Genomic DNA, 14713 nt, shown 5'->3' on the forward strand with positions numbered 1-14713 from the left:
GAGGCTCGCTACTTTAGTGGCCGCTAGTTCCGGAGCCATACGTGCCGGAAAAGGGTGAACAGCGGCTCGGGCAGTGGTCATTGGTTCTCTTCTCCGCGCTGCTTCGGAACCGGAATGGCAACTTTGTACGCTCCGGCAAGTCGATGCGGATACTCATTCAAAGTCTGTCCGAGTTCTCCCAACAGACCTTGAGGAGTCGCATTCAAAGCGACTATTTGTCCGTCGAAATACATCGTGGCCGGCGCCAATGCGGCCAGCCCTCTCACGATGGCAGCAGTCTCGTCGCGGTCAAGATCGATACCTCGACGCTCATAGACTGCAGTCATGATTGTATCGACGGTCACAGGTGTTCGCCGCTCCGAGTATTGCACAAGGAGTTCGATGACTTCGCTAACAGGCGGCGCCGCTGGCGGGTCCTGCTCCTGAACGGCGTCTACGAAGGCCCTTGTACCATCGGGCGTGTGGCTCGCGAAAAGTTCTTGCAGTTTTAGCGGCGTCAGCCTACGCAGAGGAAATAGCTCTACAAGGCGTGCCAGATCTTCCACAGTGATGGGAGTAATGCCGTCATTGCGACAGATATCACCAATTAACGCCTTCTCGTCCCCATCCCCCTGGAAGCCAGGGGCTACCAGCAAGGTGAATCTCGGCGCAACGTCCAAGTTGAATTGCTCAGCAGCTCGCTCGCGGTGAACCCTCAGAACAGAAGTACGGGCTGTTCCAGCTTGAATTCTGGCAGGCCTTTCCGAGGGCTTCTGTTTCTCCGGGTCCAACATTCGCCGAGCATCCGAGCCACTCGACTTGGCATCGTAGGTCAGCGCGTAACTTTGACTGCTTTCTGAGGAGCGCCGCCCAAGCCGTACAGTGGCGATTCCGTCCGGAGTCCCCTTGCCACCAACTCGCTGCACGTGATACCCCATAATACCAAGTGCGTCCGCTACTGCGTCTTCCAACGCCTTTTCATCGTTACTGGAATCTCGCAGGCTCTTGGCAATGACGGGAGCCGATCGCGGATAGTAACTGACGAGATCTCGCAGAAATGCATCTCGCCGCTTCATGATGCGGTTCACGGTCGCGGCATCAATATGCTCATCCAGCATATATGCCTGCGTCAGAAGCTCTGTGAGCCCTAATAGCTGAAGGGCTTCTTAGGTACCGTTATTGTCGATATAATTGCTGATGAACGGATGACTCTGATTGAGGACTGCTGCTCGCCGTTCAGGATCATAGGAGATGAGCCGATTCTGCTCGCTGGAAGGTTCTACCAGAACCTGTTCAAGAACATCTTCTTCGTCTTTGATCAGCTCCATGGGCATCACCGATTCGTTCGGCTTGATACCAAGCGACTCGCGTACCGCCTGATCTCCCTGCGACGCCCTACGCAGCATTCTCCTGAGGGGTCCCTGCGTAAGCCCTGGCGGCGGGTTAGAAATGCGCCCCTGGTGAGTTAATAGTGGCATCTTGTCTTTTTCGTCAAGTGTCGCCAGAATCGAGCGCGCCTTATTGAACACCGCAAGCATGTACTCCTTCAATTCGCGCACTTCGGGAGAGTCTTGGAGACTTTCACGGGGACTAGCCACAAGCCCGTCCAGGTCGTCAGCATTGATGACCATGTTGAAGCGGGTTAGCGTTCCGTGGTGCAGCTCGACGCCTACATTGAAGGTAGGATCGTCGAGGTTGATTAACCGATTCCGCACCCTCACAAAGAAGCCATGACTACGTCCACGCTTCTCGCTGTTCCCCTTCTGCAACGAATCCTTGAACAGTTGCGCCTGCCCCCACACCGTACCGGCAAGCGGCAAGACATAGGCCGGATTTTCCCCGCCGTCCAGTTCAATGCGGCGAGGGGTGCCGATCTGACTGGCCGGCGGCAAAGTCTCCTCCGAGCGACCGACCGTAAATCGCCAGGTCTCTTCTCCCTGAGCCTTTGAAGCTTCGATCTGCTCGCCATTATAAAATAGGTTAAATGAAGGGTTCAATGGCAACGCACTAGAAAGCACCCAGCGCAGGCGACCTTGCTGAATATCTTGCGCCGGCTTCTTCAGGCGTGTCATAACCGCGGCGGTCCAGTGCTTCGGCCCCTTCCCTTCCTCATGAAAGAGGAAGTTCATGGCCGAGCTCGAACGTGCCCCATAATCTCGCAGATTGGCATAAAGCGCTTCGCGCGCTTCATCTCGAGTGAGCTCAGCGACTTCAAGATTGAGCACGTGAGGATCGCTCATATCACCTTGGACCATTTGATAGTCCATGGTGACCGCCCGATAAATACCGTCCTTTAGGACGATGTACGTCAGTTCTTCCGCAAGGACATACGTAGCGAGCTTCCCGATACCGAACTTGCCAATCGGCTCGCGCTTCCCGCGAAGTGCTTCATCTCGCTTTTTTGACTTCCCGATCCGCCAAAGGTCTTGGAGACCCTGGACATCCATCGATTCGCCATCATCGATGACCAAGATGGAAGCATGATGAGTCGAAAGGTCACCGGGCATATACACCCAGACATGCTCCGCGCCGGCATCATATGAATTCGAGACGAGTTCTTCGAAAGTCTTATTCGATGAACTATACAACCCTTCAGAGAACCGCTCGATGATGGCCAGAGAAATTCTGACTGGCACGAGGTCGGTCGTTCCGGCAGAAGCAAGAACGAAAGAGGCCGGGCTAACACTGGCTTCTCCACCAAAAGTTAGCTGCTCTGACTCGCCATTAGCGGGCTCCAACATCGCCCCTACACTCCCCCACCTCGGTGAATGTTTCACACAGCCGGTATCCAGCTACTGATTGTCTATGCTCGGCGCCACAGAGTCTATGGGGCAGCCGGGCTGTCTGCCCACGAAACCGGCGAGTTGATCGCATGCCCGTGTCAACGCTCCCCACCAGGGACGTTGCCCCCGCCTCCAGCGCCTGCACGCGTGCGCACTCGACGCTTTGCCACCCCTTGCACATGGCCGCGGGTCGGCACGGGACCGTCTTCAGTCCGTGCCCGCTGCGTGCCCGATGGGACGGTCAGTCCCGGGTAGCAGGGGTCTCCGAGCGGCTTGATGAAGGCTGAGAATGCGTGCGTTCATGCAGATCAGACGCCATACCGCGCCCATCTGGCGCTCTGATTCCCAAGCTCAGAGCGCGAGTTCGATTCTCGTCGCCCGCTCCATCTCAAACCCCCAGGTCAGTGGCCTGGGGGTTGTTTGCTGAGCGAGGCCGGCATGGGGTCGCGTGCCAGATCCGGGCCGAATCCGGGGCCGGGAGTGGCTTCTGGTCGTACCGAGGTCGATCAGGAGCTGGGAGACCTGCTGGGAGGTCATCGAGTTCCTCGGTCGGCGTGCAGTGCTCGTAGGCCACCGGCCGCGAGACCGCCGCGCGTTCCGCCAGCCGCGCGGGGGTGAGCGCACTGGTGCGCTCGGCGCGGATGATCGCGAACGCGGTGTCCAGCAGTGGGGCCCGCCGCTGCTCCCTGCTCATGCGCCGCCCAGTCGCCATGTCGCTCCGGCACCTCCACTCTTCGGCCCTCGTTCCGCAGGAACCCAAGCGTCAAGCCCCGACGGTCGGGCGGACGTCGCCCCCCGTCAGCTCCGGCTTGGGGCCCGCACCTCCCCGTACCTGGAGGCTGAACGGCAGACCGAGAAAGCAGTCGTGCGCGACATAGCCGAGCCCGTGGCGTCGTTCAGGGATGTCGCCGAGCGGGTGCGGCGCGTGAGCGGTGAGCGCACCCGGTCGAAGTCTCTGGTCCGAGGACCGACCCGCGGCTGGCTGGTCAGGAAATCGCACCACTGCGGGAGGCGGGATCTCGGGGAATCATCACCACATGACTCAGGAGTCCGGGCTCTTCGAGACCCGCTCGTCCCACGCGGTCTCCTCTCCGTCACCGCGGTGGTCGAGGTCGAGACGCTGTCGTGGGAGCCCTCGCGCTGGTGAGCGTTGTGCGGCCCGCGCTCCGTCGCTGTAGGAGTCCTGACGTTGTCGCGCGACCCGGCGGGCTCGGCGGAAGGCCGAGCCCGCCACGTCGGCTCCATGCCGGAGCCGGAGTCGTGTCACGCCGTCAGCGCTGCAGTGTCAGCAGGCCTGGGCGGTAGGGGAGGAGACCGTAGTCGCCGCCGGAGTTGGGGCTGCGCCCCTGGTAGAGGAACTGCAGATTGCAGGGGTCAATGGTCATGGTCTGATCGGCGCTCGTGCGAAGCAGTTCACCGTGGCTGATGTCGTTGGTCCAGGTGACGCCGCTGTTGGCCTTGCCGGCGAAGGGGTTGCTCTCGGTCACGGCCTGGGGTGTCCACGAGCCGTTCAGGCTGGTGGCTGTGAACGAGCGGAAGTAGCGGCCCTGCGAGCCGATCGCCTCGACGATCATGAGGTAGCGGTTCTCGCCCTGAAGCTTGTAGACCTGCGGGCCTTCGAACAGGTTGTTCTGCGTATCGCTCATGATCACGGTCGAGGTCGAGCCGAAGCTGCTCGGAAAGTTCCCGATCGGCATACTGGCCCGGTAGATCCTGCCGTTGTCACCGGCGAAGAACAGGTACATGTTCGTGTCGTCAGCGATGAGCGTCTGGTCGATGGGACCGGTCGGGGAGTCGGAGATGCTTCCGGAGAAGAGCTCCTGCTCGGCTGACCAGCCGTTCGGGTTGGTCGGGTCGCTTGAGGTCCGGTAGGAGAAGGAGGTCCTGCCCCATTGGTAGGCGAGTACCCAGATGTCCTTCGGCGCGAAGTAGAAGAGCGTGGGCGCGACGGTGGAAGCTGACATCGTGTTCTGGCTGGCCGAGGCCATCTGCGACCAGTTGCCGAACAGGCTGAAATTCATGGAACCCCAGCTCGTCCCTGTGTCGTGCGTCGTCGCGTAGACGAGGTGCTGGCCGTTGTAGGGGGCGACGGTGAAGTCCTTGAGCGAGACCCACCCCGGCTTGGGCTCCGCCAGCGCGCCCGTTGATGTCCAGCGGTATGTCGATGGCAGAGCGCACGGGCCGGGGTTGCCCTCGCCGACCTTGACGAGCTCCCACTGCTGATTGGCGCCGTCCCAGTCGTCGTACTGGACGATGTTCGCGCTGTCGGCGGTGGAGGCGCCCTGTACTTCGAGGGCCTTGTCGCTGTGGCGCGAAATGAACCTCACGTAGCCGTCAGAGCTGTCGGCCAGCCGCCACTGCTGGTTGGTGCCGTTCAGGTCGGCCCACTGGACGATCGCGCCGCCGTTCTCGGTGGACCAGTTGTGGATGTCCAGGACCTTGCCGGAGTGGCGGGACTTGATGCGGTAGTAGCCGTTGCCGGAGTCGACGAACTGCCACTGCTGCTGGGCCTGATCGTTCCTGGTCCACTGGGTGATGCGGGCGCCATCGCCGGTCGCCTGGTTGTAGACGTCAAGGGCCTTGCCGCTGTTGCGGTTGACCAGCACATACGAGGCGTCGGGGTCGATGGTCGCCGCGCTGGCGGGCTGGGCACCGAGGAAGGTGGCCACGAGCAGTAAGGGCGCAAGGATGGTGAGCAGGCGTCTCAGGCGGAGCGGGGACGGACGGCGAAGCCACATAAGGGGCATCCCTTTCTGGGGTCGGGGGTGAGGTGACCCGGATGAACCGGAGCGGCCGCCCCGGGGGTCGGGGACGGGAGAGGTGCGAAAGCGGCCGCGTATGCCGAAGAGTTGGTGCGCTGGGCGCTCAACCGGAGCGCTTCGCCGTGGACGGAGACGAGGGATACCTCCTGCCTTCAGCTGGCCCAGCTGACGACCCGTTGTGACGGCTGCCGCCAGGCGCCGTCACGCCAGCGGATCCACTGGGCGTCCGTTGGGTGTTGGCCATGGAGACCTCCGAGGCGGGAAGCGTCAAGCATCGAAAACTTACGAAACTTCACGGACTCCTTGGCGCCACAAGGTAGGAACATGTGACCTCCCGGTCAAGGCCTGTAACCCATCTGTCCACAAACAGCACCGCTCCTTCAGGCTTGAGGGAGCCCGTCCGACCCTGGCCGGCACTCGACCTCGCGCGACCGGCCGGCCCATGGACCTACCGCCTCAGGGGCCGCTCAAGCTTGCCGACCTGCTGTTTCGATCCTTTCGTGGGGTCCGTGCCAACGGCCACCACCGACGGCGGCGCCGGGGGGCCGGCGGTACTCGTCCAACTCACCAGGCTTCCGGAAATTTTCGGTCGAGACGCGCAACATTTTCCGCGAGGAGGATTGACGAGCCACCGTCAATCCCTCAATCTCGCTGTCTGAGAAGACAGTTGCCGTTCGAGCTTCGAACGGTCCGCCCCGAGCGATCTGTGGTGCACGGCGGAGCCGCGCACCACAGCACCCGCGCCACCCCGTTTCCGATCCGGTGAGGTTCCCGCCAGCGCATCCTGGCTCTTCGCACAATTGGAGAGGTAAGCGACGCCGCGTGGCGGTCCGCCGGTTGAGCCGCCATGGAGTAGCCCCATGCCTCTGTCGAAATCCCGCCACGGCCCCGCGTCCGGTACGCGCGGCCGCGGTCGGCCACTACGGCCACCACGGCCTGGCGTCGGCGTCGCTTATCTTCCCCGCCGAAACCGCTGCCCCTCGGCACGCCCATGGTGTCCGGTGATCCCGTAATGCCCGGGTTCCGGCCGCCTCGTCCGCCTGCCGCGTGGGGGCGGACGACGCCTCCGCCGCACTTCAGCCCTTCCGTGACGTCTACCTTGGAGGCACAGTCATGGGCTCGTATGCCATAGCTCCACCCACCGCCCGCCGGAAGTTCCGCGGTCTGCTGATAGCGCTGGTCGTCGGCGTCCTCGGGGTGGTCGGTTCACTGGTCACCCCGCCGAGCGCACACGCCGCCGAGAGCACGCTCGGCGCCGCGGCGGCGCAGAGCGATCGTTACTTCGGCGTCGCCATCGCCTCGGGCAGGTTGAACGACTCGGTGTACACGAGTATCGCGAGCCGCGAGTTCAACTCGGTGACGGCCGAGAACGAGATGAAGATCGATGCCACCCAACCCCAGCGGGGACAGTTCAACTTCACCGCCGGTGACCGCGTCTACAACTGGGCGGTGCAGAACGGCAAGCAGGTGCGCGGCCACACCCTGGCCTGGCACTCCCAGCAACCCGGCTGGATGCAGAACCTCAACGGCGGCGAGCTGCGCCAAGCGATGATCGACCACATCAACGGCGTGATGACCCACTACCGCGGCAAGATCGTCGAGTGGGACGTCGTGAACGAAGCCTTCGCCGACGGCGGTTCGGGAGCCCGGCGCGACTCCAACCTCCAGCGCAGCGGCAACGACTGGATCGAGGTCGCCTTCCGCACCGCGCGCGCCGCCGACCCGGCCGCCAAGCTCTGCTACAACGACTACAACGTCGAGAACTGGAACTCGGCCAAAACGCAGGCCATGTACGCCATGGTTCAGGACTTCAAGCAGCGCGGCGTGCCGATCGACTGCGTCGGCTTCCAGGCGCACTTCAACGAAGGCAACCCCTACAACAGCAACTTCCGCACCACCCTGCAGAGTTTCGCCGCGCTCGGCGTCGACGTGTCCGTCACCGAGCTCGACATCCAGGGCGCCTCGCCCACGACCTACGCCAATGTGACCAACGACTGCCTGGCGGTCGCGCGCTGCGTCGGCATCACCGTCTGGGGTGTGCGCGACAGCGACTCCTGGCGATCGCAGCACACGCCGCTGCTGTTCAACAACGACGGCAGCAAGAAGCCCGCCTACGACGCCGTCCTCAACACGCTCAACGGCGACTCGTCCACGCCCACTCCGGGTGGGCAGATCAGGGGCGTCGGTTCGGAGCGGTGCCTGGACGTGCCCGACTCCAGCACCGCCGACGGCACCCAGGTCCATCTGTGGGACTGCCACGGCGGCACCAACCAGCAGTGGACGCACACCGCCGAGGGCGAGTTCAGGGTCTACGGCAACAAGTGCCTGGACGCCGGCGGCACCAGCGACGGCACCAGAGTCCAGATCTACAGCTGCTGGGGCGGCGACAACCAGAAATGGCGCGTGAACTCCGACGGCTCCATCGTCGGCGTCCAGTCCGGCCTCTGCCTCGACGCCACAGGCTCCGGCAACGGCGCCGCGCTCCAGCTCTACTCCTGCTGGAACGGCAGCAACCAGCGCTGGACCGTCACCTGATGGGGCCGGTCGCGGCCAGAGTCGCTGACAGAGTCGCTGACAAAGGAGTGAATCGATGAAGATCTATGGTGCGGCTCGCTCCGCCCGCCCACACGGATCTCGATGGTGGTCCCGGGTCACCGCCATGCTGGCGGCGGTCCTCGCGACTGGCCTGCTCACCTCGTTGATCACCACGCCCGCCCAGGCGCTGTCGGCGTCCGCCGAGGCCGCGGCGGTGGACACAGACGCCTGGTACGTCCTGGTCAACCGCAACAGCGGCAAGGCACTGGACGTCGCGGGCCCCTCGACCGCCGACGGCGCCGCGGTCCAGCAGTGGACGCGCCACGACGGAACCAACCAGCAGTGGCAGTTCGTGGACTCCGGCGACGGCTTCTACCGGCTCAAGGCCCGGCATTCGGACAAGGTTCTCGACGTCGCCAACGCCTCGACCGCCGACGGTGCCGCGGTCCAGCAGTGGGCCGACCACAACGGGACCAACCAGCAGTTCAGCCTGGCCGACTCCGACGGGGACCACGTCCGGCTGATCAACCGCGGCAGCGGCAAGGCGGTAGAGGTGCGGGACGCCTCCACCGCCGACGGCGGCAGCATCATCCAGTACGCCGACCACAACGGCACCCACCAGCAGTGGCTCATGATCAAGCTGTCGTCCGGTGGCGAGGACGGATGCGGCAGCACCCCGGGGCTGACGAGCGGCACGCACACGATCCAGAGCGGCGGCAAGAGCCGCAGCTTCATCCTCAGAGTCCCTGACAACTACGACAACAACCACCCCTACCGGCTGATCTTCGCCTTCCACTGGCGAGGCGGAACCGCCCAGGACGTCGCCTCTGGCGGAACGAGCGGGACCGCCTGGTCCTACTACGGCCAGCAGGAACAGTCGAACAACACCGCGATCCTCGTCGCCCCCCAGGGCCTCGACAACGGATGGGCCAATCCGGGCGGTGAGGACGTCACCTTCGTCGACGACATGATCCAGCGCATCGAGGCCGGCCTCTGCGTCGACCCGGCACAGCGTTTCGCCACGGGATTCAGCTGGGGCGGCGGCATGAGCTACGCACTCGCCTGCGCCCGGGCGAACGACTTCAGGGCCGTCGCGGTCATCGCCGGCGCCCAGATCAGCGGGTGCAGCGGCGGCAACGAGCCCATCGCATACTTCGGAATCCACGGCATCAGCGACTCCGTCCTCAACATCGCGCAAGGACGGTCCCTGCGCGACAGGTTCGTCAGCAACAACGGCTGCACTTCCCAGAGCCCGAGCGAGCCCGCGCCGGGGAGCCAAACGCACATCACCACCTCGTACTCGAACTGCGGTGCCGGGTACCCGGTCCAGTGGGCCGCGTTCGACGGAGACCACATCCCCGGTCCGGTCGACGGCTCCCCCGGCGAAAGCGGCGTCGCCACCTGGACCAAGGGAGAGATCTGGAGGTTCTTCGCACAGTTCGAATGACACATCCGCGTAAGGTCCGGTGGGCCGCGGGGGCCCTTGTGGCCCGGTGAGCCGTGCCCGACGCGTGCCCGTCAGAGCGGGTGTTCACGGTCAACGGCGGTTCTCCGTGGCCTGCCGGACCGTCGCCGTCGGCGGCGGTCCGGCGGGTCAGCGACCACGGGCGCGCCAAGAGCTCAGTGCTTCCCAAGCTCAGAGCGCGAGTTCGATTCTCGTCGCCCGCTCTCACGGTTAAGGCCCAGGTCAGGGACGGTGTCCCTGACCTGGGCCTTCGTCGTGGGGCGAAGCTCGAATATCTGAGGATCGGTAACGCATTGCCACCTCCCACACCCCCTCGGTAGCGTTCACTGGGTCTTGGGGACGCGGCCTTGGGGGGAACGCGATGTCTCGACCGTCTGACTGGTCACCGGTGGACATGGGCCGGGATCCCACGCCTGGCGACCCGGACGAAGTCCGCGAGCTGGCGGACAACCTGCAGGGGTTCGCCGACGATGTCGGCGAGGCATTGGGGAAGATCCGAGGGCTGGCCTCCGAGCGGGCGGTGTTGGACTGGGCTGGGTTGTCGGCGGACGCGTTCCGGCGTGAGTTCGACGGCGTGCCCGACAACCTCACCAAGCTCGAAGAGTCCTACTCCCTGTGCTCACAGGCCCTGCAGGGCTACTGGCCCAAGCTCCAGACCGCGCAGGGCATGGCTGACCGTGCGCTGGATCGGGCGGTCACCGCTCAGGCCGACCTCGCCACCGCCCAGTCCGCGTTGGGCGACGCCACCGACTGGGTCGGCCGCGCCGGCGACGAAGCCGAACGCCTCCAGCGCGAAGGCGAACGCGACAACGCCGAACCACCCGACGAGGCCGACGTCCGCGCCACCACCCGCGACGCGCAAGCAGCCGAAGCAGCCGCCACCGCGGCGCAGGGCCGGGTCAACGACGCCGAGGAGCGGCTTTCCGCCGCACGCCAACTGGCGCTGGACGCCCAGGAGATGCGTGAGGAGGCGGCACGAGAGTGCGCCCGCGACGTCAACGAGGCGTCCGACGCGGGTATTCAGAACCGGCGTTGGTGGGAGAAGGCCATCAAATGGGTGACCGACAACTGGGACACCCTCGTTGAGATCTGCAAGGTCATCGTCGCCGTCCTCGGCATCGTCGTGATGATCATCGGCGGGCCGCTGGCCTGGGTCGTCCTCGCCGCGGCACTCGTCGTCCTCGCCGACACCCTCGTCAAATACGCCAGAGGAGAAGCCGGGCTCCTCGACGTCGCCTTCGCAGCCCTCGACTGCATCCCCGGCATGAAGGGGCTGACGACCCTCGGCGGCTTGGCCCGCGGATTCCGGTCAGCGGCACGAACCGGTCTGAGGGGCATGTCCTCCGGCGTCCAGGGGTTGGGGCAGGGGCTGCGCCACCTGGGGCGCGAGTTCCGGCGGCTCCTCTGCAAGAACGACCCCGTCGACATGGCCACCGGCGAAGTGGTGATGTCCGTCACCGACGTGGAGCTGTCCGGCAGGTTGGACCTGCTGTTCCGCCGGGTGCACCGATCCGGTGTGGCTAACGGCGTCTGGCTTGGACCTGCCTGGTTCTCCACCCTTGACCAACGGTTGGTCCTGGACGACAACGGCGTGCGGTTCTTCGCCGAGGACGGCATGGTGCTGCACTACCCGGTTCCGCTTGCCGACGGGGAGACCCCGGTGCTGCCGGTGGAGGGACCACGCTGGGACCTGATGTGGGACGGCGAGTCTCGCGGCCGGCTGACGGTCCGACAGTACGAGAGCAACCGGACGCTTCACTTCGAACCGGTGGCCAGCGACGCCAGCCGGCTCTCCCTGGTCGCTGTCGCCGACCCCAACGGCAACAGGCTCGACGTGCGGTATGACCCGGTCGGCCTCCCCGTACTGCTGGAACACACGGGGGGCTACCGAATAGGACTGACCATCCGGAATGGACGGCTCCGCGAGTTGGTCATGCTGAGCGCCCCGGAACGCCCCGTGCTGCGGCGCTACGAGTACACCACCGACGGCGAGTTGAGCGGCGTGCGGAACGCCTCCGGAGATCTGTTCACGCTGCGCCACGACACGCACCGACGGCTCACCGGCTGGGAGGATCGCAACGGCAACTCGTTCACGTACAGCTATGACGAACGGGGCCGCTGTATTCGAACAGGTATGCCGGACGGCACGCTGCACAGCACCATCGCCTATCCGAACGGCACCGGAACGACCGAGTACACCGATTCCCTCGGCCATGTGACGTCGTTTCGGTTCGACGACGCCTACCGGTTGGAGAGCGAGACCGGCCCTCTGGGCCACGTCACCCGTTACCGCTATGACCGTTACGACAACCTGCTGCGGCGCACCGACCCGTTGGGCCGGACGGCGGAGTACGCCTACGACGACTGGGGGCAGTTGGTCTGGTGCCGTCGGCCGAACGGTGGCGAAGTCACCGTCGATTACGCGGCTCCGGGATTGGAGGCGCGGGTGGTGGAAGCCGACGGCTCGGCCCGCGAGCAGACGTTCGACGGGGCGGGCAACCGCACCTCGTACACGGATCCGTCAGGGGCCACCGTGCGTTACGGCTACGGCCTCCGGGGGATGCTGGAGTCGATCACCGATCCCTCGGGAGCCATCACTCACATCGAGTGTGACGCGCGGGTCTGCCGACCCGTTCGGTGGGTCCGCTTGGGCAGACGTTCACGGAACAGCGCGACGCCTTCGGGCGACCGGTGCTGGTCGAGGAGCCGGACGGCACGCTGTTCCGGCTCCGGTGGGACACCGAGGGACACCTGGTCGCGGTCACTGATGCCGCCGGCCACACCCGCACCTGGGAGTACGACGGGCAGGGCAACCGCGTCGCCTACACGGACCCCGGCGGTGCCGTACACCGGGCCGTGTACAACGCTTTCGGCCAGCGCGTCAGCAGCACGGCGCCGGACGGTACCGAGACCAGGTACGAACGGGACAGCGAGCTGCGACTGGTCGGTATCGTGGCTCCCGACGGCAAGAAATGGCGAAGGACCTACGACGAGGCCGGTCGGCTCGTCGCGGAGTTCGACTTCGACGGCCGCGCGACCACCTACTCCTACGACGCCGCGGACCAGCTTGTGTCCCGGCGGAACGCCTCGGGACAGGAAGTGCGGTACCAGCGGGACGCACTGGGACGGATCGCGGTCAAGGAGTCCGGACGAGACCGCACCGAGTTCCGCTACGACCGACTCGGACGACTTCAGTCGGCGACTGGGCCGTGGTCCGAGTTGCGACTCGACCGGGACTCGGTGGGGCGCGTCATCGCCGAGCACCACAACGGCCGGGCACTACACCAACGCTTCGACACAGCGGGACGGTTGGTCTCACGCACCACGCCGAGCGGACACCACACAAGGTTCGTACATGACGCGGCAGGTCGGCCAACGTGCCTCGTCTCGAACGAGGTCAGCACGGAGTTCGACTACGACGCGATGGGGCGTGAGATCGGGCGCCACGTGCACCACGGCCCCACGCTGCGCCAGGAGTGGGCACGCGAGGGGCGGCTGACCAGGCAGACGATCATCGCTCCAGATGGTCGGTCCAGCGAGCGTGGCTTCGTCTATGGTACGAACGGCCTGCTGAGGGAGCTGCACGATGACACGCGCGGGCGGCTGACGCTCGACAGCGACCCACTGGGCCGGGTCACCGCCGTGGCAGGCGAGGACTGGTGGGAGAGCTACACCTACGACTCCAGGGGCTACCAGACGGAGGCTGCCTGGGCAGGTGACGACGATGCCGGCGTGGCGGGCCAACGGGCCCACAAGGGAAGCCTGTTGCTGTCTGCCGGCGACACTGCTTTTGGCTACGACCCTGCTGGCCGCACCGTGCGGCGCACGCGGCGGCACAGTTCCCGTCCGCCCTCGGTGTGGCAGTACCGGTGGAACGCCGAAGACCAGCTCACGGAAGTGCGAACGCCGGAGGGCGATGTTTGGGAGTACCGCTACGACCCACTTGGCCGTCGCTTTGCCAAATGGTTGCGGGACGCCCGGGGACGAGCCGTCAACCGCACGGACTACGTCTGGGCCGGCACCACCCTGGCGGAGCAGACGGAGTTCTCCGGTTCGGCGGCACCGCGCACTACCTCGTGGGACTACCTGGCTGGCGTCCCCATCGCGCAGACGGTCACGACCGGTGCGCTGAGGCTGGACGAGCAGCAGGATTATGACCGTGCGTTCTACAGCATCGTCAGCGACCTCGTGGGGACACCAACTCACCTTGTCGACACGAGCGGCGATGTCGTGTGGCGAAACGACACCTCCCTGTGGGGCGTCCCGGCCCCTGACCGTGGAGGGGAGGTCCAAGGCGGTGCCGCCGACTGCCCTCTTCGCTTCCCGGGACAAGTCCTCGACGCCGAGAGTGGCCTGCACTACAACCACTACCGGTACTACGACCCTTCCGTCGCCCGGTACTGCACTCCCGACCCACTCGGCCCACGACCACAGGTCAACCACTACGGGTACGTCCCCAATCCGCTGCACTGGAGGGACCCGCTCGGACTTGAGGGCGACGGCTACCTGTACCGCGGCCTCTGCCGCGACCACTACAAGTTCTCCGAGGGCATGGAGGGACGAGCGGTGCCTCTCGGGGGCGACGCGGACGCCGCCCTACACAACGGTGGGAATACCAACAGTAATCTCACCTCCTGGACCACTGACTTCGAAGATGTGGCCCTGGACGCCGCCGATGAGTTGGGCCCAGGAGGCATTGTGCTGAGAATTCCCGAGGACCACGTTCCCGCCGACCGATTCGTCGAGTCGCAAGACATCTACGGCGAGAGCGAGTACCTCATCCGGGACGAGGTCACCGGCGCGGAAGTCACCACGGACCGGGGAAGGTCGTGGTTCCAGTGTCCGGGCTGAGCCAGTTGAACCAGAAGGTCACCGAGGCCGTGGCATCGTACGAGCGGTCGCCGGCCCTGGCCTCCCTGCTGGTAACAGTGACCCACGTACGGGGTGCTGACGCGGACATCCCTGTCGATTCCCTGCGCCACACCTACCGCCGAAGGGGGAGCCGGCTTCCCGCCGGCTCGTCACTGCGGCAGGAGGTCGAGGCTCTGCTGCACAGGCTCGACGAACTCGACGGCGCTCCGGTGAAGCTGGTGACAGCCACGGGCAGTACGGGCGCGACGACCCTGGTGCTGCTCGACCGACATATGACCCGGGTGCTCTTCTGGTCGCCCATGTGGGTAGCGGGCTAG

General features: G+C 65.2%; 7 protein-coding genes and 2 pseudogenes. 6 read left to right on the top strand and 3 right to left on the bottom strand.

Annotation, left to right across the window (positions count from 1 at the left end; genetic code table 11):
• Window positions 1–77 precede the first annotated feature (77 nt).
• From AOM46_RS33950 to AOM46_RS10890, 3 genes are all read right to left on the bottom strand, one after another.
• Window positions 78–1097, bottom strand: a complete 1020-nt coding sequence (locus AOM46_RS33950; RefSeq protein WP_158920372.1) for a hypothetical protein — start codon at window positions 1095–1097, stop codon at window positions 78–80.
• Between the two features lie 48 nt (window positions 1098–1145).
• Entirely contained in the window at window positions 1146–2720 is a 1575-nt protein-coding gene (locus tag AOM46_RS31845; RefSeq protein WP_078856708.1) for an ATP-binding protein, read from the bottom strand.
• 1313 nt (window positions 2721–4033) lie between these two features.
• Window positions 4034–5500, bottom strand: a complete 1467-nt coding sequence (locus AOM46_RS10890) for a non-reducing end alpha-L-arabinofuranosidase family hydrolase (RefSeq protein ID WP_062209093.1) — start codon at window positions 5498–5500, stop codon at window positions 4034–4036.
• A gap of 1137 nt (window positions 5501–6637) precedes the next feature.
• On the opposite strand from AOM46_RS10890, the gene AOM46_RS10895 reads away from it, so the two are divergent.
• The 6 genes and pseudogenes from AOM46_RS10895 to AOM46_RS34565 all read left to right on the top strand — a co-directional run bounded on the left by AOM46_RS10895 (window position 6638) and on the right by AOM46_RS34565 (window position 14713).
• Window positions 6638–8059, top strand: coding sequence for an endo-1,4-beta-xylanase (locus AOM46_RS10895; protein WP_062209096.1), 1422 nt, complete (start codon window positions 6638–6640; stop codon window positions 8057–8059).
• Between the two features lie 124 nt (window positions 8060–8183).
• A complete protein-coding gene (locus AOM46_RS10900; protein ID WP_062209098.1) occupies window positions 8184–9506 on the top strand; it encodes an RICIN domain-containing protein in 1323 nt (440 codons plus the stop codon).
• 1444 nt (window positions 9507–10950) lie between these two features.
• Window positions 10951–12120 (top strand): annotated as a pseudogene (locus AOM46_RS36035) (DUF6531 domain-containing protein); the annotation flags it as partial.
• A 95-nt stretch (window positions 12121–12215) separates the two neighbouring features.
• Window positions 12216–12872, top strand: a pseudogene (locus AOM46_RS36040) (type IV secretion protein Rhs); the annotation flags it as partial.
• A gap of 75 nt (window positions 12873–12947) precedes the next feature.
• Window positions 12948–14375, top strand: coding sequence for an RHS repeat-associated core domain-containing protein (locus AOM46_RS33960; RefSeq protein WP_062209103.1), 1428 nt, complete (start codon window positions 12948–12950; stop codon window positions 14373–14375).
• Entirely contained in the window at window positions 14363–14713 is a 351-nt protein-coding gene (locus AOM46_RS34565) for a hypothetical protein (protein ID WP_062209107.1), read from the top strand. The genes AOM46_RS33960 and AOM46_RS34565 overlap by 13 nt, the downstream gene beginning before the upstream one ends.

Origin of the sequence: Streptomyces sp. NBRC 109706 (assembly GCF_000974485.1) — a bacterium.
In the GTDB taxonomy this organism is placed as follows: domain Bacteria; phylum Actinomycetota; class Actinomycetes; order Streptomycetales; family Streptomycetaceae; genus Streptomyces.

Coding starts and splice junctions, on each gene's coding strand:
- AOM46_RS33950 (WP_158920372.1), bottom strand. CDS start 1,097: ATGCTGGATGAGCATATTGATGCCGCGACCGTGAACCGCATCATGAAG.
- AOM46_RS31845 (WP_078856708.1), bottom strand. CDS start 2,720: ATGTTGGAGCCCGCTAATGGCGAGTCAGAGCAGCTAACTTTTGGTGGA.
- AOM46_RS10890 (WP_062209093.1), bottom strand. CDS start 5,500: ATGTGGCTTCGCCGTCCGTCCCCGCTCCGCCTGAGACGCCTGCTCACC.
- AOM46_RS10895 (WP_062209096.1), top strand. CDS start 6,638: ATGGGCTCGTATGCCATAGCTCCACCCACCGCCCGCCGGAAGTTCCGC.
- AOM46_RS10900 (WP_062209098.1), top strand. CDS start 8,184: ATGCTGGCGGCGGTCCTCGCGACTGGCCTGCTCACCTCGTTGATCACC.
- AOM46_RS33960 (WP_062209103.1), top strand. CDS start 12,948: ATGGGGCGTGAGATCGGGCGCCACGTGCACCACGGCCCCACGCTGCGC.